Raw genomic sequence first — 20,366 nt, 5'->3', positions numbered from 1 at the left:
CATCACGAGGGCAGGCCGGCGAGCGTCACCAGTGCCAGCTGACGGTAGCCACGGGATTGCAGCTGTCGGGCGGCACGCCATGCGCGCAAACCGCTCTGGCAGCACAGCACGACACGGCCGTCGGTGGGCGGGTGTTCGGCGGCGAACGCGACCATGCGTTCGGGGGTGAAGCGCAAGGCGTTTGCCAGCGGGGAGGTCGGCGCTTCGTCAAGACTGCGCAGATCGATCACGACGTCGCAGGGCGTGACGTTATCGACTTCGATGAAGCGCAGCACCTCGCCTTCGGGTTCGCCGGCATGGTGGAAATCGAAGCCGCCGAACGCCAGCCGGCCGGCGTCGAAACTCGTCAGTCGGCCCAGCGGCGAGGGCTCGATGCCCAACAGCCACTGCAGCACGAACTGCGCCTGCAGGCTGCCGAGCAGGCCGACCAGGCTGCCCAGCACGCCGGCGCTGCTGCAGCTGGTGGCGCGTGCGGGCATCTCGGGGAACACCGCACGGTAACTAGGCGCGCCGGCGCAGAAGCCGCCGGCGTAGCCGGCCAGGCCGACCGCCGACGCGCTGATCAGCGGCGTGTGCTGCTGCGTGCAGGCGTCGCTCAGGACGTAAGTGGCGGCGAGACTGTCCGCGGCATCGACGACGATGTCGGCCGCGCCGACCAGCGCCGCTGCATTCCCCGGCGTCAGTCGCTGCGGCCGTGCTTCCACCGCGATGTCCGGGTTCAGGCGCAGCAGGGCCGCGCGTGCCGCTTCCACTTTGCGTTCGCCGATATCGGCCATCGTGTAGAGCGGTTGCCGGTGCAGGTTGCTCTCTTCGACGCGGTCGGGGTCGACGACGATCAGCCGGCCGATGCCGGCAGCAGCCAGGTAGTGCAGCACCGGACAGCCGAGGCCGCCGGCGCCGACCACCAGCACGCGGGCCGCGGCGAGTCGGGCCTGGCCGGTGGGGCCGACTTCGGGCAGGGCGATCTGGCGCGCGTAGCGATCGATCATGCGCGTGCGCCGGTGAAAGCGGTCCAGTCCGCGACGCGGGCGGCCGGGTCGGGATGCCGGGTCACGTCGCTGACCACGGCGACGCTGTCCGCGCCGGCGTCGAAACAGCCGGCGGCGCGCTCCAGCGTGATGCCGCCGATCGCCACCAGCGGTCGCCTGCCGACCCGCCGTTTCCACTCGCCGATGCGCGGCAAACCCTGCGGCGCCCACGGCATCGCCTTGAGCGTGGTCGGATAGATCGGACCCAGCGCGACGTAGTCGGGGGCGAGCGCCAGCGCCTGTTCCAGCTCGGCGTGGTCGTGCGTGCTGATGCCGAGCCTCGCGCCGCGCGCGCGGATCGCCTTCAGGTCCGCCGCGAGCAGATCCTGCTGTCCCAGGTGGATGAAGTCGGCGCCTTCGTCCAGCGCGATCTGCCAATGGTCGTTGACCACCAGTTGCACTTGCCGCGCGCGGCAGATCGCCAGCGCCGCGCGCACTTCACGACGAACCTGCGCCGGCGGACGTTCCTTGATGCGCAACTGCAGCAGCCGGACACCGAGCGGGGCGAGTCGGCCGGCCCAGTCGGCGCTGTCCACGATCGGGTAGAACGCGGGGAACGCGTTCATGCCAGCCACGCCGTGCCCGCCACCGGCGTCGAGGGCACGGCGAGATCGCGCGGCTCCATCGGTTGCGCCTCGAAGCCGGCGCGGCCCGCCGCGATCGCGTGGGCGAACGCCCCGGCCATCGCCACCGGATTGCCAGCCATGGCCACCGCGGTGTTCAGCAGCACGCCGTCGACGCCCAGCTCCATCGCCTGCACCGCGTGCGACGGGCGGCCGATGCCGGCGTCCACGATCAGCGGCACATCCGGGAAGTGCGCGCGCAGCGCACGCAGGCCGAACACATTGTTGAGCCCGCGGCCGCTGCCGATCGGTGCGCCCCACGGCATCAACACGCGACAACCGGCCTGCAACAGGCGGTCGGCCACCACCAGGTCCTCGGTGGTGTACGGAAACACCTCGAAGCCGTCGGCGGCGAGTTCGGCCGCGGCTTCGACCAGGCCGAACACGTCGGGCTGCAGCGTGTCGGCATCGCCGATCACCTCCAGCTTGATCCAGTCGGTGTGGAAGATGTCGCGCGCCATCTTCGCGGTGGTCACCGCTTCCTTCGCCGAGTGGCAGCCGGCCGTGTTCGGCAACACGTGCACGCCGAGGTCGCGGATCAGCGACCAGAAGTCCTGGCCGCTGCGCTGCGTGCCGGCTTCGCGCCGCAGCGACACGGTGACCACCTCGGTACCCGAGGCGCGCACCGCCTCGGCGAGGATCGCCGGCGAGGAGTAACGCGCGCTGCCCAGCAACAGGCGTGAGCCCAGTTCGATGCCGTAGAGATTCATCGTTCAGCCGCCCTGCATCGGTGCGAGGATTTCCAGCGCGTCGCCCTCGGCCAACGCGGTCGTGTCGCGCTGACTGGCCGCCACGAAGCGGCCGTTCAACGCGGTGGCGACGATGGCCTGGTGGTAATCGAGTTCGTCCAGCGCCTGCGCCAGGGTGGTGGCGCGCACTGCGTTGGCGACGCCGTTCACGGTGATGTGCATGGAGCGGTTTCCGGGAGGGTGGGGAGGATCATCTGCGCAGCCTGCCGGGCGAACGCCGGTGCCAGCAGGAAGCCGTGGCGGTAAAGCCCGTTGAGGTACACGGTGCGGCCGCGCCTGAGCACGCGCGGCAGGTTGTCGGGGAAGGCCGGGCGCACGCCCACGCCCAGTTCCAGGATCTCGGCCTCGGCGAACGCCGGGTGCAGCGCATACGCGGCGTTGAGCATGTCCATCGCCGAACGCACGGTGACCGGGCCGCGGCGGCTGCTTTCCAGCAGCGTGCCGCCGAGCATGAAGACGCCGTCGCCGCGCGGCACCGCGTACAGCCCGAAGCGCGGATGCAGCAGGCGCACCGGGCGCGAGAGCCGGAGGTCGGGCGAGCGCACGACGATCATTTCGCCGCGTACGCCGCGCAGGGCTTCCAGCGTGTCGCGCGCGGCAAGGCCGCGGCAGTCGAGTACCTGGTCCGCAGCGATGCATTCGGCATCGGCATCCACGCCGTGGCGGATCGTCACGCCCATCGCCGCCAGTTGCGTGGCCAGCGCGGGCAGCGCGCGGCGCGGATCGAGGTGGGCTTCGTCGGGGAAGAACAGGCCCTGGCGGAAACGGCCGGCCAGATCGGGTTCCAGCGCGCCGATGCGCTTAGCGTCGATCGGCTCGAAGCGATCGGTGCGCCGGCCGAACAAGGCCAGCTCGCCGGCGTCGCGGCTGGCCGCGACCACCAGCGTGCCGCGCTGCACGGTTCCGACGAAATGGCGCTGCCACCACGCGATGGCGGGCGCACCCAGCACGGCCACCTGCGGCTCGGCGGTGGCCTGCTCGCACCACGGCGCCAGCATGCCGCCGGCGACCCACGCGCAGGCCTGCGCATGGTCTGGCGCGCGCTCGATGATCTCCACCCGGGCGCCACGCTCGGCCAGCTCCATCGCCGTGACCAGGCCGGCGACGCCCGCGCCGAGGATGCCGATGCGCATGGCGGCTACTCCGCGGTCGGCACGTAGAGCGTGGCGCCGCATTCGACGAACTCGCGCGACTTGCCGTCCAGACCGGCCTGCAACGCGGCCTCCTCCATCTCGCGTACCTCGCGGCGCAGGTCCTGGGTGATCTGCATCGAGCAGAACTTCGGCCCGCACATCGAGCAGAAATGCGCGACCTTGTGCGCCTCCTTCGGCAGCGTGGCGTCGTGGTAGGCGCGTGCCGTGTCGGGGTCGAGCGACAGGTTGAACTGGTCCTCCCAGCGGAATTCGAAACGCGCGCGCGACAGCGCGTCGTCGCGACGCTGTGCCGCCGGATGGCCCTTGGCGAGGTCGGCGGCGTGCGCGGCGATCTTGTAGGTGATCACGCCGGTCTTGACGTCGTCGCGATTCGGCAGGCCGAGGTGTTCCTTCGGCGTGACGTAGCAGAGCATCGCGGTGCCGAACCAGCCGATCATCGCCGCGCCGATGCCCGAGGTGATGTGGTCGTAACCCGGCGCGATGTCGGTGGTCAGCGGGCCGAGTGTGTAGAACGGCGCCTCGGCGCAGTGCTGCAGCTGCTTGTCCATGTTGAGCTTGATCTTGTGCATCGGCACGTGGCCGGGCCCTTCGATCATCACCTGGCAGCCGTGTTCCCACGCGATCTGCGTCAGCTCGCCCAGGGTTTCCAGCTCGGCGAACTGGGCCGCGTCGTTGGCGTCGGCGATCGAGCCGGGGCGCAGGCCGTCGCCCAGCGAGAAGGCGACGTCGTAGCGGCGCATGATCTGGCAGATCTCGGCGAAGTGTTCGTACAGGAAACTCTCGCGGTGGTGGCTCAGACACCAGCGCGCCATGATCGAGCCGCCGCGCGAGACGATGCCGGTGACCCGCTGCGCGGTCAGCGGCACGTGCTGCAGGCGCACGCCGGCATGGATGGTGAAGTAGTCCACGCCCTGCTCGGCCTGCTCGATCAGGGTGTCGCGGAAGACCTCCCAGTTCAGCCGGGCCGGGTCGCCGCCGACCTTCTCCAGCGCCTGGTAGATCGGCACGGTGCCGATCGGCACCGGCGAGTTGCGGATGATCCACGAGCGGATGTTGTGGATGTTGCGGCCGGTGGACAGGTCCATGATCGTGTCGGCACCCCAGCGGATCGCCCACACCAGTTTCTCGACCTCCTCGGCGACGCCGGAGGACACCGCCGAGTTGCCGATGTTGGCGTTGACCTTCACCAGGAAGTTGCGCCCGATCACCATCGGCTCCAGCTCGCCGTGGTTGATGTTGGCGGGGAGGATCGCGCGGCCCAGAGCGATCTCGCTGCGCACGAACTCCGGCGTGACGAAGGCGGGCAGGGCCGCGCCGAAGGCCTCGCCATCGGCCAGCCGGGCGACGGCATCTTCATGCACCTGCGTGCGCGCCAGATTCTCGCGCTGGGCCGCGTAGACCATTTCCTCGGTGATGATGCCGGCGCGGGCGAACTCCAGCTGGGTCACCGGCTGGCCCGGCCCGCCCATGCGCAAGGTGCGCTGCGCGGGACACGGCGCCACCAGCCGTTCCGCGCCGACCCCGCCGTTGTCTTCCGGGCGGGCGGCGCGGCCCTCGATGATCGCGAAGCCGCGCGCCCCGATCCACGCGTCACGCAGCGGCGGCAGGCCGGCGGCGAGATCGATCCGGGCGTCGTCGTCGGTGTACGGCCCGGACGGATCGTAGACCTGCAGTGACGGCGTCAGCGGATCCTTCAGCGTGATCTCGCGCATCGGCACGCGCAGCGACGGATGCTCGGGCGGCGTCACGTAGACCTTGCGCGAGCCGCGGATTGGCCCGGTGGTGACGGTCGAGGGTGTGGTGGCAGCGGCGGGATGGTTCATGGATCTCCTCCTTGGATGGAGATCCGGGGCGTGACGCTGCAACGGCGCACGGACGCGCCGACTGCGGCCGCCCATGGTGATTCCCGTTCCTACGCCGGCATGACCCGGATCAGGTTCAAGGGTCAGCTCGCGCTATCTCAGCCCCTTGCGGGGCACCCCTCGGAATGCGCCGCAGGATGGCGGCGGGGTCGAGGGCTGTCAAGCCGGATCGCACGACCTTCGGCACTCGCGGCGACGGAGAAGCCGCGTTCTGATGCGAACGCGGGAAGCGCATCGGGCCGATCGTGACGCGTCGTGAACGTAACCCCGGCCAAGCTGGGGGCGAAGGGAAGAAGAGGCTGGACAGGGTTGGTAAATATCTGTACCATTCGGTTCATTAAAAGCCCGGAACCAAATGCCGGGCTTAGCACTCCAACCACCCGAGTGCTAAACTTTGACGTTATTGCAGGAGGTTCCATCCATGTCTCAAGCCTTGGTGACCGCCAACTTCCCGCTGCCGAGCGTTGTCGGCAGCCTGGATGCATACATTTCCGCGGTCCATCGGATTCCGGTGCTGAGCTCGGAAGAAGAGCAGGCGCTGTCGCGCGACTATCTCGAGGAAGCCAACCTGGCGGCCGCGAAGAAGCTGGTGATGTCACACCTGCGTTTCGTGGTGCACGTGGCGCGCGGCTATTCCGGTTACGGCCTGCAGCTGGCTGACCTGATCCAGGAAGGCAACATCGGCCTGATGAAGGCGGTCAAGCGCTTCGATCCCGACCAGGGCGTGCGCCTGGTCAGCTTCGCGGTTCACTGGATCCGCGCCGAGATGCACGAGTTCATCCTGAAGAACTGGCGCATCGTGAAGGTCGCTACCACCAAGGCGCAGCGCAAGCTGTTCTTCAACCTGCGCAAGAGCAAGAAGCGCCTGGGCTGGATGAATGCGGCCGAGGTGAGCACCGTGGCGAAGGATCTGGGCGTACCCGAGGCGACCGTGCGCGAGATGGAATCGCGCCTGTCCGGCCGCGACATCGGCTTCGAGGCGCCGGTCGATGCCGACGACGACGCCAAGCCGGCACCGGCGGCGTTCCTGATCGACGATGGCGCCGACCCGTACGAGAACGTGTCCGACGAGGATTACGCCGACAACCAGATGGAAACGCTGAGCGATGCGCTGGGCCAGCTGGACCCGCGCTCGCGCGACATCATCCAGCGCCGCTGGCTGGACGACAGCAACAAGGCCACGCTGCAGGACCTGGCCGACGAGTACGGCGTGTCCGCCGAACGCATCCGCCAAATCGAGGCGAACGCGATGAAGAAGATGCGCGGCCTGTTCGCCACGGCGGCCTGAGCCGGCGCGTCGAGGCACGGTCCCGAACGAAAACGGCCCCGCGAGGGGCCGTTTTCATTTCCGCCTCTTTGACGTGTGCCGCTCAGCGCCGCACGGCGGCGGGCTGACGCAGCGCCATGCCCTTGAGCACGTTCAGCGCCTGCGACAGCGCGTAGTCGCTGGTGGCCAGCTTGGCGTCGGCGGCGCTGCCGTCGTCGTTGATGTCGGTGCCGGCCTGGGCCTTCTCGTTGGCCAGGTGGTTCGGCAGGTCGGCCTCCGAACTGATCAGCGCTGGCGCGTGGTCGGACGGGTTCACGGTGAGGTCGGCCAGCGCGATGTCGGGCTTGATGCCCTCGGCCTGGATCGAGGTGCCGTTCGGCGTGTAGTAGCGCGCGGTGGTGATCTTCACCGCGTGGTCGGCGTCCAGCGGCAGCACGGTCTGCACTACGCCCTTGCCGAACGTGCGCTGGCCCATGATCAGCGCGCGGTGGTTGTCCTTCAGCGCGCCGGAGACGATCTCCGCGGCCGAGGCGGTGCCGTTGTTGGTCAGCACGATCATCGGCGCGCCGGCGAGCTGGTCACCGGGATGCGCAGTAAAGCTCATGTTCGCGTCCTGCAGCCGGCCGCGGGTGGTGACGATGGTGCCGGCGTCGAGGAAGTCGTCGCTGACGCCCACCGCCGCGGTGAGCAGGCCGCCGGGGTTGTTGCGCAGGTCCAGCACGGCGCCCTTCGGTGCTCCGTGCTTCGCGATCAGCTGTCCCAGCTTCTTCTCCAGGTCGGCGGCGGTGTCGTCCTGGAACTGGCTGATCCGCACGTAGGCGTAGCCGGGTTCCAGTTCGCGCACCTTGACGCTGCTGATCGCGATGTTCTCGCGTACCAGGTGCAGGTCGATCAGCTTGTCGCTGTTCGGGTGCACGATGGTCAGGTCGATCTTGCTGCCCGGCTTGCCGCGCAGCTGCCTGAACATCTCGTCCACGTTCTGCGCGTCGACCACGCTGCCGTTGACCTTGACGATGCTGTCGCCCGGCTTGATGCCGGCGCGCGCCGCCGGGGTGTCGTCGATCGGCGAGACGATGCGCAGGCCGCCGTCGACCTGCAGCACCTCGATGCCGAGGCCGCTGTACTCGCCGGTGGTGTCCTCATTGAGCTGGGCCAGGCCGTCCTTGTCCAGGTATTCGCTGTGCGGGTCGAGGCCGCTGAGCATGCCGGTGATGGCGGCTTTCATCAGGGTCTTGTCGTCGACCTTCTCCACATAGGCCTGGCGCACCACTTCGTAGACGCGGCTGAAGTTGCGGATGTCTTCCAGGCTCACCTGGTTGGTGGAACTGGCGGTGGCCGGCGCGTCGGCGCGGCTGTTGGCGGCCGGCAGGTCAACCGGCGGCGCCGCCACGCTGGCGGCCGCGGCCGGCGCGCTTTGCGCGCGCAGGTTCGGCGCGGCCAGCAGGAACGGGGCGGCGAACAGCAGGGCCGCCATGCCGATCGCCGGGCTGGAAGGGGATGGACGCATCGTGTGACTCCGTACGGCAGGCAACGCCGCGCCGGGGCGCGACGAAAGTGTGGTCAGGCATGAGACAACCGGATGCCGGGGTAATTCAGCGTGAACGTGTGGCTAGCCTGCGATGCGGCGGCGATCGCGTCAACGGTGCTGGCTCAGCCAGCTGCGCGGGTCGACCGGCTTGCCAGCCTTGCGCAGTTCGAAATAGACGCCGGTATTGGCGCCGGTGGGCGGGCTGGCGGTGCCGATCGCCTGGCCGGCCTCGACCTGGTCGCCGACGTCGTGCAGCAGGGTTTCGTTGTTGCCGTACATGCTCATCCAGCCGTTGCCGTGGTTGAGGATCAGCAGCATGCCGTAGCCGCGCAGGAAGCCGGCGTAGATCACCCGGCCGCGTGCCACTGCATGGATCTCGCTGCCGCCGCTGGCCTTGATCAGCACGCCGCTGCCGTAGCTGTTGACCACGCCGCTGGCCGGCCACGGCAGGTTGCCGCGGATGTTGGCGCCGGCGCCGCCGACTTCGAGCGGCGGTGGCGGCTTGCGCCCGGGGTGCTTCCTGATCGCCGCGGCGCGTTCGGCGGTGGCGCGGGCGGCGGCTTCGTCGATCGCCTTCTGCAGCTTGTCGAGCAGGTTGTTGAGTGATTGTGCGTTCTGCTTCAGCGCGGCCAGCCGCTGCGCCTGGTCCTTGTAGCGGGCGTCGGTTTCGGCGGCCAGCTTCTGCTGCGCGGCACGCTGCTTGGCCAGCGTGGCCGCCTGCTGTTCGCGCTGGGTCCGGGTTGCCTGCAGCGCCTGCTGTTCGGCGGTGATCGCATCTTCCAGTTCCTGCAGCTTGGCCAGGTCGGCCATCAGTTGCTGCACGCGCTGCACGCGGTCCTGCTGGAAGTATTTCGAGTACACCAGCGCACGGGCGATGCGTGCAACGTCCTCGTCGCCCAGCAACAGGCGCAGGTCCGAGCCGTGGCCGAGCGCGTAGGTGGCGCGCAGCAGGTCGGCGATCGCGGCGCGCTGGCTGTCCAGTGTCTGTTTCAGAGTGGTGCGCTGCTGCTGCAGCTGATCCAGCTGTTGCTGCTTGGCCGCCAGCTCGGTATCGGTCTGGTGCACCGCGCGCGCCGCGCCGGCCAGCGCGTTGGCCTGTTGGGCCAGTTCGGCGTTGACGCTGTCGCGGCGGGCGGCGGTGTCGGCCTGCTCTTTGGCCAGCGCCTCCATCTGGTGGTGCAGCTCGGCCAGTTTCTGCTTCGCCTCGACCTGTTCGCTGCGGCTCTTGCCGTCCTGGCGCGCCTGCAAGGCGGCTGTCGTGAACGTGGTGGCAAGACCGATGGCAACGGTGAGCAGGACGTGCTGGAGCGGGCGGACGGGCTTGGGCATGGCCGGATTATCACCGAGCCCGCTGATCCAGGCGAGACGCCGCCGCCAGGGACTGTCCCCGGGTCGTGCGTGGTGGCGACCGGAAACCGCAAGCGCATGGCCGCCGCCGGATGATTTCCACGGGCAGCCTCGCCGTACTGGTCGACGAATGGCGGCGGGCGGCATGAAGTCCGGCCATGGCAGAGTCGGCGATCTTCCTGCTTTCGTCGATCGCGTGGGTGCCCGGCGAACTTTCCCTGGCCGCGATGGCCGGTGTGGCGTAAGTTTCGCGCATGTGCCTGATCGCATTTGCCTGGGATACGCATCCACGCTGGCGCTTGCTGCTGGTGGGCAACCGCGACGAGTTCCATGCGCGGCCCAGTGCGGCGCTGGCGCGCTGGGACGATGCGCCGATCGTCGGCGGTCGCGACCTGGAGGCTGGCGGCACCTGGCTGGGTGTCACCGATGGCGGGCGCTGCTGCGTGGTGACCAACGTGCGCGACCCGCGCGACCCGCAACTGGGCACCTCGCGCGGCCTGCTCGCCACCGACTACCTGCGCGGCGCCGCCGATGCCGTCATGCACGCGCAGCAACTGCTGCGCACCGCCGCCGATTATCGACCATTCAACCTGCTCACCTTCGATGCGCGCGCGGCGTTCTACCTCGGCAACCGCCCCGAGCCGCGCGCGCAGGCGGTGACGCCTGGCGTGCACGGCCTGTCGAACGCCGACTTCAACACGCCATGGCCGAAGACCCGCCTGCTGATGCAACGGCTGCAGCAGTGGATCGAGGCTGGCGGCGACGCGGATTTCGCGCCGCTGTTCGAGGCGCTTGCCGACGAACAACAGGCTCCGGATGCGCAACTGCCGGACACCGGGGTGGGTCTGGAGCGCGAGCGCCTGCTGTCGCCGGCGTTCATCCGCGGCGAGCAGTACGGCACCCGCGCCAGCACCGTGGTGGCAATCGGCCACGATGGCCGCGGCGCGATCGCGGAGCGTCGCTTCGGGCCGAACGGCCGCTTCCACGGCGAGACGATGCTGCGCTTCGGCGAGCTCGTGCTGCGTCACTAGCCCGACGCCTACGCCGGCGATCGGCATCGTCGGCTGCCGGTACGTGCGGCCGGCGGCTAGCCTGTCGCCAGGTCCACGGAACGGAACGGGCACATGCGCATGAAATGGTTTTCGCTGGGCACCGGCATCGTGTTGTCCATTGCCGGCGTGGCGCACGCGACCGCGTGCCCGGACTGGTCGCCGGCACGGGCGCAGCAGGAGCTCGCCGCGCTGCATGACCGGCTGGACGGCTGGAACCACGCGTACCGCGTCGAAGGCCAGTCGCCGGTGAGCGACGCGGTCTACGACCAGGCCATGCAGCGCCTCGCCGCATGGCAGCGCTGCTTTCCCGCGCAGGCACCGGCGCCATTGGCGCCTCTCGCCGACGCCAGCGGCCGGATACGTTCGCCGGTGGCGCAGACCGGGCTGGCCAAGCTGCCCGACGTGGCGGCGGTCGAGGCATGGATGCACGCGCACGGCGACCACGACCTGTGGGTGCAGCCGAAGGCTGATGGCGTGGCGGTCACCCTGCTGTACGTGGACGGCCAGTTGCGCCAGGCGAGCAGCCGCGGCGACGGCCTGCATGGCTCGGACTGGACGCGGCTGGCGCAGGCGATCGAGGCGATTCCCAAACGGCTGCCCCATGCGCCGGCACGCGTGGTATTGCAGGGCGAGTTGTACTGGCGCCTGCCCGGCCACGTGCAGGCCGACGACGGCGGTGCCAACGCCCGTTCGACGGTGGCCGGCGCACTGGCGCGCGATGCGCTGGATGCCGACAGCGCGGCGCAGATCGGCCTGTTCGTATGGGACTGGCCCAGCGGCCCGGCCGACATGCCGGCGTGGCTGGCCGGATTGGCGGCGATGGGTCTGGCCGACAGCGTGGCGTATACGCAGCCGGTAACGACGCTGGACGAGGTGAAGCGCTGGCGCGAACAGTGGTATCGCCACGCGATGCCGTTCGCCGCCGATGGCACGGTGCTGCGCCAGGGCCATCGGCCGCCGGCGTCGAGCTGGCCGGCGGCGCCACCGGACTGGGCGGTGGCGTGGAAGTACCCGGCCGCGTCGGCGCTGGCCGAAGTGCGTGCGGTGGATTTCACCGTGGGTCGCAGCGGCCGCATCACGCCGGTGCTGGAGCTGGAGCCGGTGCAACTGGACGATCACCGCGTGCAGCGGGTCAGCGTGGGGTCGCTCAGGCGCTGGCGCGAACTCGACATCCGCCCCGGCGACCAGGTCGAGGTGGTGCTGGCCGGATTGACCATTCCGCGCCTGCAGTCGGTGGCGTGGCGTACGCAGCAGCGCGCGGTGGTGACGCCGCCGGATCCGGCGCCGCATGACGCGCTCAGCTGCTGGTCGCCGACGCCGGGTTGCGAGCAGCAGTTCCGTGCGCGGCTGGTGTGGCTGGGCGGCCGGCAGGGCCTGCAACTGGACGGCCTCGGTGCGGATACCTGGCAGGCACTGATCGATGCCGGCCAGGTCCGCCACCTGCTGGACTGGATGGATCTCACGCCGGAGCAACTGGCGAGCGTGCCCGGCCTGGGCGCCAGTCGCGCGGCGACATTGGCGCGCAGTTTCGCCGGTGCGCGCGATCGTCCGTTCGCGCGCTGGCTGCAGGCGTTGGGGGTGCCGTCAAGCGTGACGGCCGGACTGCCCGACTGGGCCACCCTGAGCGCGCGCGGGGCGAGCGACTGGCAGGCGCTGGAGGGTATCGGTGCCGGTCGCGCGAACCAGCTGGTGGCGTTCTTCGGCTGCCGCGAGGTGCGCGCACAGGCGGCGCGCCTGCACGCCGCCGGCGTGTCGGGCTTCTGAAGGCGGGTCCGGTGGTTCCGGCGGGACGGGCACGGCCCGCCGGCGCTGGCGTCGCGTGCGGCAACGGCGGCCGGCGGCACACCCGCTGCAAGCGTGGGCGCATGATCGCCAGTGGCCGCTTCAGCCCTTCAGTTCGCCATCGTGGTAATACCAGCGGCCGCCTTCCTGCACGAAGTGACTGGTCTCGTGCTGGCGTTGCGCACGGCCGCCGCCGAGGCGGTAGCGGGCGACGAATTCGACCGTGGCGTGGTGGTCGTCGATGGTGTGCAGGCGGCGCACTTCCAGTCCCAGCCAGGTCGGCGGCGGCTGCTGCGCGGACAGCCGCAGCGAGGCCGGGCGAGTGTCGGCATGCCAGCTGGCGAGCAGGTAGTCCTCGCGCTTGAGCACGTAGGCGCTGTAGCGCGAGCGCATCAGTTGTTCGGCCGTGGCGGCGATGGCGCCGTCATGCAGCGGCCCGCAGCATTGGCTGTAACCGGCCGGGTTGCCGCAGGGGCAGGGGGTCAGCGTGTCGATCGACTTCATGCCGCCTTTGTACCCGGTTCGGCGCGATCATGCAGGTCTGGTGTGTGGGCGATGCTCAGCCGTGGACGCGTTGCCACACGCGGCAGCGGTTGTTGGCCGGCATCGCGACGTCGGCGCGCAGGCGGAAACCGGCGGCGTCGGCCAGTGCGTCGACGGCTTCGGCGTCGCGGATCGCCATGTGCGCGCCGCGTGTCTTCAGCCAGGTGTCGAACGCCGCATTGCTGTCGCTGCTGTAGCGGCCCTGCTCATTGAACGGCCCGTAGATTGCCAGCATGGCATCGCCGGTGGTAATCGCGGGCAACCGTGCGAACAGCCGCTGCACTTCGGGCCAGGCCATGATGTGCAGGGTGTTGGCGCTGAACACCGCGTCGAACGGGCCGTTCGGCCAGGCGCCGCCGACGTCGAGTTCCAGTGGCGGCGGCGTGTTCGGCAGCGCCGCCTCGTCCAGCCAGGCGCGGATGCCGGGCAGGTTTTCCGCGCGGTCGGAGCTCTGCCAGCCCAGCTGCGGCAGCGCCGCGGCGAAATGCACTGCGTGCTGGCCGGTGCCGCTGCCGATTTCCAGCACATGTCGGCGGTCGGCGAAATGTTCGCGCAACACGCTGAGGATCGGTTCGCGGTTGCGCTCGCACGAAGGCGAGTGCGGCTTCTCCACGCGCAGGCGCGCGTCAGACCGGATGGCCGCGCAGTACGCGGGCGGGCAGCATCAGCAGTGCGCCGAGGAAGGCGAACACGGCGCTCACGGTGATGCCGACCAGCCGCAGCGGCAGCAACAGCAGCCACACGATCGGGTACAGCACCAGTGCCAGCAGCGCGAGCGGCCAGCAGAACACCAGCAGCAACAGCCAGAGCAGGAAACCAGCCATGCGGTGATCCTCGTGGAGGGGTGGGGTCGATGCCGACTTTAACGCAGGTCGACGCGGGCGCGCAGGTGACTCTCGACACCCCCGCGCGAAAGGCTCATGCCATCGGGTTCACGCCGATCAGCGCCAGGTGCAGCCACAGCGTGAACACGGCCCAGCCGGCGATACCGACCACCACGGCCAGCAGGTCACCGACCAAGGTGCCGGCCGGATAGACCGTGCCGGCGGCGCGATCGCGTCGGCGCGACACGATGAACAGCAGCACGGCCCACAGCAGGAACGCGCCGAACAGCAGCACGTCGTGCAGCATGCCGGTGGCCAGCAGGTGACCGACCGCCCAGGTCTTCACGCCCAGCAGCATCGGATGGCCGAACTTCGCCTTGAGGTGGTTGCGCGGGATGTACGCGGCCGCCACCAGCACGAAGGCGAACAGGGTGAATAGCGCGTTGAGGTGACGCAGCCACAGCGGCGGCACGTACAGCGGCACGGGATGCTGTCTTGCCAGGCCGAAGCCATACACGATCAGCACCAGGCCGATAATCGAGACCACCGAGTAGAGGCCTTTCCAGCCCAGCTCGCCAAACCGCGTCCGCTGCTGGTTGCGCCAGCTGTCGGCGAAGATGCGCAGCGAGTGGATACCGAGAAAGATCAGCAGGCCGAGGATCAGCACGGGCATGGCGGGATTCCGGTGGTGACGGCAAGCGCCGACTATAGATGGCTGCCACGTCGCGCCATAGTGACAATCGTCAGGAGACGGCTTCGACCCGCACGACCAGCGCCAGCGCGCCCGGCTGCACGGTCAGCGTCGGGGCAGCGGACGACGGCCGCCAGGCGTCACCCGCGCGCAGCATGCCATCGGCGCTGTCGATCGCACCGCGGGCGCAATACACCAGCGTGGTGGTGGCGTCGGTCAGGTGCGGCCCTGCATCGCGCCATACGTCGATCGCGCCGCGCACGCGTCCGCGGCGCAGCATCAGGTTGAAGTCGCGAGTGGGGCCGCCGACCAGCGCCACATCAACCCTCGCCTCGCCGGGAAACGCGAACGGCGCGAACGGCGTGGTTAGCGCGTGCGTCCGCCCGCCATCCACCGTCATCGTGAAGCCGGCGCCGTCGAGCAGCACGATCTCCCGGTCGATGCCGGGAAACACGGAGAACGGCGCGGCGCTGTCGACCTCGGCCACGCTCACCCGCCACAGGAAATCATCCATGCCGGCAGTGGACGGCTGGACGGCTATTTCGCGAGTGCGGCCCAGGCCGTTCTTCCACGGCTGCAACGGACGGTCGGCCAGGCGGATGATCATGCGGTCCTCTCGATTACGCGCTGGAATGGTGGCAGCGCCTTCAGCATGCCGCTGCCGTAGCGCTTGGTGACCACGCGTCGGTCCAGCAGCACGATGCGGCCGTGGTCGCTCTCGTTGCGGATCAGGCGGCCGCAGTACTGGGTGAGCAGGCGGGTGGCCTCGGGGATGCTGACCTCGATGAACGGGTTGCGTCCGCGCGATTCCAGCCACTCGGCATAGGTGGCGCCGACCGGGTCGGTGGGCACCGCGAACGGCAGCTGGGTGATCACCACCGTCTCGCACAGCTTGCCGGGCAGGTCCAGGCCTTCGCCGAACGAGGCCAGCCCGAACAGCGTGCTGCCCTTGCCGGCCTCGATGTCGGCGCAGTGCTCGGCGACCAGTTGCGACTTGCCCAGCGAGCCCTGCGCGCGCACCTTGCGCACCTGCGCGATCGGCAACTTCTGCAATACGCGGTCGAGCTTCTGGCGCGAGGTGAACAGCACCAGGTTGCCGGCGTCCCAGTCGAGGTTATCGGCCAGCCACTCGCTGATTTCCTCCGCGTGCGCCTCGCGTGCGTCGGGCAGCGTGCGCATCGCCGGCACTTCCAGCCGCGCCTGCGCTTCGAGGTTGAACGGCGAGGGCAGGCTCAGCGTTGCCGCGTCGTCGGGCAGGCCCACCGCGTCGGCGTAACCGCGGAAATTGCCGCCGGCGCTCAACGTGGCCGAGGTCAGCAGCACACCGCTGGCGTTGCCCCACAGCACGCTGCGCAGCAGGCCGGCGGCGGACACCGCCGAGGCGTGGCAGACCAGTTGCTGGTCGGCGCCCAGGGTGACCCAGCGCGCCAGCGGCGGCGCGTCGTCGGGATCGTCGCCGGACCAGGCGCGCCAGCAAGCGGCCTGCCTGCCGATGCGTTCCAGCGCGATGCCCAGCTCGCGCGCCAGCGCTTCCTGGGTCGGGCCGCCGTCGGTCATCTCGACCACCGCGCGGCGCACCGCGCCGAGCCAGCGCTGCACTTCGCCGGTGAACATTCCGAGCAGGCGCGCATGTTCCACCCATGGTTCGGGCAGCTGGCCCAGCGAGCCGCGGTACATCGGTTCAGCCTCGGCCGGATCGGGCAGCCAGCCGAGGCGGATCTCCTTTTCCAGTTCCTCCAGCGCGTCGCTGAGTTCCTGCAGCTTCGCGTCGCCGGCGTCCAGCGAAAGCTTGCCCAGGGTTTCCTTGTCGGTCAGTGAATACGCCGCGTGCACCTGCCGGCCGAGCCGGCTCAGCTGGCGCACGCTGGCCGTCATGTAGACCTCGGCCGCGCCGCGGTCGATCGCCTTGCCCGGCAGGTGGTGGGCTTCGTCGAACACGTACAGCGTCTCGTCCGGCCGCGGCAGGATCACCCCGCCCCAGGCCGGATCGTCACCGCCGTCGCCCTCGCCCGGCATGGTCAGGTCGGCCAGCACCAGGTCCTGGTTCGCCACGATGATCTCGGCGTCGTCCACCGCGCGGCGCGCGGCGAAGAACGGGCAGACCATGAAATGGCCGCACTTGCGGTTGGTGCAGCCGCCGGCGCTGGTGGTGATCATTGGCCGCAGCAGGTCGCTGACCGGCTCCGGCGCGCTGTCCATGTCGCCGTTCCATTCGCCGCGGTCGAACGCGTCGCGTAGCTTCGCCAGCGCCTGCTTGTCGCGCGGCTGCGGCGGCTTGCTCCACAGCATCAGGTCCGCCTCGAAACCGGCCAGGCCCAGCTGCGCGTCATGGACGCTGTTCGCCGCCATCAGCAGGTTGCGCGGGCACAGGTAGCGGCCGCGGCCCTTGGCCAGTGCCACCTTCGCCTCGATGCCGTTGAGTTGCAGGTACAGCGGGATGTCGCGTTGCACCAGTTGTTCCTGCAGCGCCACGGTGGCGGTGGCGATCAGCAGCTTCTTCTTCTGGAAGCGGGCCACGTCGACGCCGGCGATCAGGTAGGCCATCGACTTGCCGGTGCCGGTGGGCGCCTCGACCGCCGCCACGCCGCCGGCGCGAGCGAACGCCTTGGCCGTCTCGGCGATCATCCGCCCCTGTGAGGCACGTGCGCGGAAACCCGGCAGGCCGTCCTTGAGGCGTGCGTAGGCGGCGCGGATGGCGTCCTTGGTGGTATCGGCGAGCATGGGCGGATCGGGAACCTGCGGTGCGGATCACATGGAAACAGGGCGCTGGCCAACGGATGGCGTGGCCGGCCGGATGCCATGGGGCAGTTTATCGGTATTGCGCGTCGGCCCACATGAGGGCAGGCTCAGCAAAGCCCGACGCCAACGTTGCCGCATGGTTTCGATGGGTGTACTGGTCGAGCCCGGGCTTGGGGGGAGCTCCATCGATGAAGTGTGCCGATACCGTGCATTCGACGTCGCATGACGGATCGTTGCAGCTGAGCTGGCTGGCCCGGCTGATCGACGCGCACGCGCCGGAAGAAGTGGCCGAGGCGATCGCCGCACTGGTGCAGGCCCGGCCGGGCTGCATTGCGGCCGGCGTGTTGTGGGGGGTGGACGAGGTGGTCGCCGCGCCCGGCATGCCGCCGACCCTGTTCACGGCGGCGCCGTTCGCAGCGGCCGATGGGCCGTGGCTGGGCGCGGCCCGCCACGCGGATGGCCCGCACTGGCACCCGGACCGGCAGCGCGTGGCGATCCGCCTGTGTTCGCAACCCGAGCCGGCGGTGTTGCTGCTGCAACTCCAGCCCGCGCATGCCGACGCCGGGTTTTTCGCGGAACTGGAGGCACCGCTGCAACTGGCGGGCCAGCATCTGCGGCGGGCGCTGGAGTGGGCCGAGCTGCAGGATTCGCACGAGCAGCTCGAACGTTCCGAAAACCTGCAGCGCGCGCTGTTCGCGATCTCCGACCTGGCCGGCTCCGAGCGCGACATGCCGGCAATGCTGCGCGGCATCCACGCAATCGTCAGCACGCTGATGTACGCGGAAAACATTTTCATCGTGATGCACAACGCCGAGCAGGACACGATCCGTTTCCTGTACTACGTCGATGTCGAGGACCCTCGCGTACCCGGCGACGGGCTCGACATGCCGCTGAGCGCGATCGAGTACACCCTGACCTGGTACGTCATCTGCGACGGCAAGGCGCGCATGGGCAACGCCGACGAGCTGCGCAGCCAGGCCGCCGGGCCGGTGGCGCAGATCGGCCCCGACAGCACGGACTGGCTCGGCGTGCCGATGCTGCGTGACGGCCAGCTCGGCGGTGCGCTGGTGGTGCAGAGCTACCGGCCCGACATCGGCTTCAGCGACGAGGACCTCACCCTGCTGGAGTTCGTCGGCAGCCACATCCTCACCGCACTGGAGCGCAAGCAGGGCAAGGAGGACCTGGAGCAACGCGTGCAGCTGCGCACCCGTCAGCTGGCCGAGGCGAACCGTGGCCTGCAGCTGGAGATCGTCGAACGGCAGCGCGCCGAACACCTGCAGGCGGCGCTGTTCCAGGTTGCCGAACTGGCCACCGCGGACATCGGCCAGGACGCGTTCTACCGGCGCGTGCACGCGGTGGTGGGCGAGCTGCTGAACGCGGAGAACTTCTTCATCGGGCTGCTCTCCGACGAGCGCCAGCGGCTCACCTTCCCCTACTCGGTGGACGCGGTGCTGACGCCACCGGCCGAACGCGCGCTGGGGCGTGGCCTGAGCGAGTACGTGCTCAGGCTGGGACGGACGCTGTGCGTCGACAACGCGGACATCGAGGAACTTGAACGACGCGGCGAGATCGCGCCGGGACGCATGAATTCCCCCGCGATGTACTGGCTGGGCGTGCCGCTGATCGTGGGTGACGAGGTGATCGGCCTGGTCGCCGTGCAGAGCTACCGGCCTGACGTGGTGTACGGCGTGGCCGATCAGGAACTGCTCGGCTTCGTTGCCTCGCAGATCGCCAACAGCCTCACCCGGCGCCGCTCCGCCGAGTCGCTGAAGCGCGCCTACGAGCAGCTCGAACACCGGGTGGAGGAGCGCACGCTGGCCTTGCGCAAGGAAATCAGCGAGCGCGAGCGCATGCAGGATCAGCTGCGCCACCAGGTCATGCACGACTCGCTCACCGGGCTGCCGAACCGCGGCTACCTGCGTGACCGCATCGACCGCGTGCTGGCTTCGATGCAGCGCGGGTCGCAACAGCGCTGCGCGCTGCTGTATCTGGACGTGGATCGTTTCAAGATCATCAACGACAGCCTCGGCCACCTGGCCGGCGACGAGGTGCTGAAGGAGGTGGCGCGGCGGCTGGCAGGCTGCGTGCGCCATCCGGATCTGGTGGCGCGGCTGTCCGGCGACGAGTTCGCGATCCTGCTGGAGCAGGATGACCTGCCGGCTGCGGCGATCGCCGTGGCGCAGCGCGTGCTGGATGCGCTGCGCGCGCCCATGCCGGTCGCCGGCAAGGAGCTGCAGGTGACCGCCAGCGTGGGCATCGCCATCGGCGACGATCACTACGCGACGGCTGACGAGGTGCTGCGCGACGCCGACATTGCGCTGTACCGGGCCAAGGAACTGGGCCGCAAGCGCTACGAGCTGTTCGACGAGACGCTGGCGAAGAACGTGGTCGACGTGCTGACGCTGGAGGGCGAGTTGCGTCAGGCATTGCAGCATGACCAGTTCGAGCCGTACTTCCAGCCGATCTGCGCGCTCGACGGCAGCGACCGCGTGGTCGGCTTCGAGGCATTGATCCGCTGGAATCACCCGCGCCGCGGCGTGCTGCGGCCTGGCGATTTCCTGAAGATCGCCGAGGACAGCGGGCTGGTCGAGGCCATCGACTGGCGCATGTTCGAGCTCAGCTGCCGACGGCTGCAGCAGCTCGGCCGCAGCGATATCTTCATGACGGTGAACGTCTCGGCGCTGCACCTGCGCCATGCGGATTTCGACCGGCACCTGGTGCAGTTGCTGGAACGCACCGGCCTGGCGCCGTCGCGACTGGTGATGGAGGTCACCGAGGGCGCGCTGCTGGACAACCCCGAGCGCGTGCGCGCCACGCTGGAGCGCCTGCGCGCGATCGGCATCGGTGCGGCGCTCGACGATTTCGGCACCGGCTATTCCTCGCTCAGCTACCTGCACTCGCTGCCGCTGCGCATCCTGAAGATCGACCGCGCGTTCGTGCAGGAGCTGGACAAGGGCGCCAACACCTCGAGCACCACGGTGGTGGCGGCGATCCTGGCGCTGGCCCGCGCGCTGAACATCCAGGTGATCGCCGAAGGTATCGAGACGCCGACCCAGCGCGATGCGCTGATGGCGATGGGCTGCGAGATGGGCCAGGGCTACCTGCTCGGCCGCCCGGCGCCGATCGCGCAGTGGCGGGAGCCGCGCACGGTCGACGCGTGAGCCGGGCCGCAGCTGC

General features: G+C 69.6%; 18 protein-coding genes and 1 riboswitch. Of the genes, 4 read left to right on the top strand and 14 right to left on the bottom strand.

Annotated elements, in window-relative coordinates; translation table 11 throughout:
* Positions 1 to 2: 2 nt before the first annotated feature.
* The 6 genes from IMW82_RS12795 to thiC are packed head-to-tail and all read right to left on the bottom strand — an operon-like array spanning position 3 to position 5,377.
* On the bottom strand, positions 3 to 989 hold the full coding sequence (locus IMW82_RS12795) for a HesA/MoeB/ThiF family protein (RefSeq protein ID WP_211004720.1): 987 nt from the start codon (positions 987 to 989) through the stop codon (positions 3 to 5).
* Positions 986 to 1,594 (bottom strand): thiamine phosphate synthase, encoded by a 609-nt coding sequence (locus IMW82_RS12790; protein WP_211004719.1) that lies wholly within the window; start codon positions 1,592 to 1,594, stop codon positions 986 to 988. The genes IMW82_RS12795 and IMW82_RS12790 overlap by 4 nt, the downstream gene beginning before the upstream one ends.
* Entirely contained in the window at positions 1,591 to 2,361 is a 771-nt protein-coding gene (locus tag IMW82_RS12785; RefSeq protein ID WP_211004718.1) for a thiazole synthase, read from the bottom strand. The genes IMW82_RS12790 and IMW82_RS12785 overlap by 4 nt, the downstream gene beginning before the upstream one ends.
* Before the next feature lie 3 nt (positions 2,362 to 2,364).
* Positions 2,365 to 2,562, bottom strand: coding sequence for a sulfur carrier protein ThiS (thiS, locus tag IMW82_RS12780; protein WP_211004717.1), 198 nt, complete (start codon positions 2,560 to 2,562; stop codon positions 2,365 to 2,367).
* A complete protein-coding gene (locus tag IMW82_RS12775) occupies positions 2,547 to 3,533 on the bottom strand; it encodes an FAD-dependent oxidoreductase (RefSeq protein WP_211004716.1) in 987 nt (328 codons plus the stop codon). The genes thiS and IMW82_RS12775 overlap by 16 nt, the downstream gene beginning before the upstream one ends.
* A gap of 5 nt (positions 3,534 to 3,538) precedes the next feature.
* Complete coding sequence (gene thiC, locus IMW82_RS12770) at positions 3,539 to 5,377, bottom strand: phosphomethylpyrimidine synthase ThiC (protein WP_211004715.1); 1,839 nt, start codon at positions 5,375 to 5,377, stop codon at positions 3,539 to 3,541.
* 69 nt (positions 5,378 to 5,446) lie between these two features.
* A riboswitch (TPP riboswitch) is annotated at positions 5,447 to 5,547 on the bottom strand.
* A gap of 290 nt (positions 5,548 to 5,837) precedes the next feature.
* Between thiC and rpoH the strand changes: the two genes are divergently transcribed.
* Positions 5,838 to 6,704, top strand: coding sequence for an RNA polymerase sigma factor RpoH (gene rpoH, locus IMW82_RS12765; RefSeq protein ID WP_108470555.1), 867 nt, complete (start codon positions 5,838 to 5,840; stop codon positions 6,702 to 6,704).
* An 82-nt stretch (positions 6,705 to 6,786) separates the two neighbouring features.
* Here rpoH and IMW82_RS12760 read toward each other — a convergent pair whose 3' ends face one another.
* Together IMW82_RS12760 and IMW82_RS12755 are read right to left on the bottom strand one after the other, a co-directional pair.
* A complete protein-coding gene (locus tag IMW82_RS12760) occupies positions 6,787 to 8,190 on the bottom strand; it encodes a S41 family peptidase (protein ID WP_211004714.1) in 1,404 nt (467 codons plus the stop codon).
* A gap of 129 nt (positions 8,191 to 8,319) precedes the next feature.
* Positions 8,320 to 9,540 carry a peptidoglycan DD-metalloendopeptidase family protein gene (locus tag IMW82_RS12755; RefSeq protein ID WP_234411251.1) on the bottom strand — a complete coding sequence of 407 codons (1,221 nt, stop codon included), beginning with the start codon at positions 9,538 to 9,540 and terminating at the stop codon, positions 8,320 to 8,322.
* A 272-nt stretch (positions 9,541 to 9,812) separates the two neighbouring features.
* Between IMW82_RS12755 and IMW82_RS12750 the strand changes: the two genes are divergently transcribed.
* Complete coding sequence (locus tag IMW82_RS12750) at positions 9,813 to 10,589, top strand: NRDE family protein (protein ID WP_211004713.1); 777 nt, start codon at positions 9,813 to 9,815, stop codon at positions 10,587 to 10,589.
* 93 nt (positions 10,590 to 10,682) lie between these two features.
* The gene (gene ligB, locus IMW82_RS12745) at positions 10,683 to 12,374 is read left to right on the top strand and encodes an NAD-dependent DNA ligase LigB (RefSeq protein WP_211004712.1); all 1,692 of its coding nucleotides are present in this window, start codon (positions 10,683 to 10,685) and stop codon (positions 12,372 to 12,374) included.
* A 120-nt stretch (positions 12,375 to 12,494) separates the two neighbouring features.
* On the opposite strand, the gene IMW82_RS12740 is transcribed toward ligB, so the two are convergent.
* The 6 genes from IMW82_RS12740 to dinG form a co-directional block, all read right to left on the bottom strand.
* Positions 12,495 to 12,896 carry a YchJ family metal-binding protein gene (locus IMW82_RS12740; RefSeq protein WP_108470559.1) on the bottom strand — a complete coding sequence of 134 codons (402 nt, stop codon included), beginning with the start codon at positions 12,894 to 12,896 and terminating at the stop codon, positions 12,495 to 12,497.
* A gap of 55 nt (positions 12,897 to 12,951) precedes the next feature.
* Positions 12,952 to 13,548, bottom strand: coding sequence for a DUF938 domain-containing protein (locus IMW82_RS12735; protein WP_211004711.1), 597 nt, complete (start codon positions 13,546 to 13,548; stop codon positions 12,952 to 12,954).
* Positions 13,549 to 13,561: 13 nt separating this feature from the next.
* Positions 13,562 to 13,759, bottom strand: a complete 198-nt coding sequence (locus IMW82_RS12730) for a hypothetical protein (protein ID WP_211004710.1) — start codon at positions 13,757 to 13,759, stop codon at positions 13,562 to 13,564.
* Between the two features lie 94 nt (positions 13,760 to 13,853).
* The gene (locus IMW82_RS12725) at positions 13,854 to 14,432 is read right to left on the bottom strand and encodes an NnrU family protein (RefSeq protein WP_108470562.1); all 579 of its coding nucleotides are present in this window, start codon (positions 14,430 to 14,432) and stop codon (positions 13,854 to 13,856) included.
* A 70-nt stretch (positions 14,433 to 14,502) separates the two neighbouring features.
* Positions 14,503 to 15,057 (bottom strand): HutD family protein, encoded by a 555-nt coding sequence (locus IMW82_RS12720; protein WP_108470563.1) that lies wholly within the window; start codon positions 15,055 to 15,057, stop codon positions 14,503 to 14,505.
* Positions 15,054 to 17,171 carry an ATP-dependent DNA helicase DinG gene (gene dinG, locus IMW82_RS12715; RefSeq protein ID WP_211004709.1) on the bottom strand — a complete coding sequence of 706 codons (2,118 nt, stop codon included), beginning with the start codon at positions 17,169 to 17,171 and terminating at the stop codon, positions 15,054 to 15,056. Before dinG ends, IMW82_RS12720 begins: the two co-directional genes overlap by 4 nt.
* A gap of 206 nt (positions 17,172 to 17,377) precedes the next feature.
* On the opposite strand from dinG, the gene IMW82_RS12710 reads away from it, so the two are divergent.
* Positions 17,378 to 20,350: an EAL domain-containing protein gene (locus IMW82_RS12710; RefSeq protein ID WP_211004708.1), complete on the top strand. Its 2,973-nt coding sequence runs from the start codon at positions 17,378 to 17,380 to the stop codon at positions 20,348 to 20,350.
* The last annotated feature ends 16 nt before the right edge of the window (positions 20,351 to 20,366 follow it).

The organism is Rhodanobacter sp. B2A1Ga4 (assembly GCF_018101315.1).
In the GTDB taxonomy this organism is placed as follows: Bacteria; Pseudomonadota; Gammaproteobacteria; order Xanthomonadales; family Rhodanobacteraceae; genus Rhodanobacter; species Rhodanobacter thiooxydans_A.
This window is presented reverse-complemented; position numbering and strand designations above follow the sequence as displayed.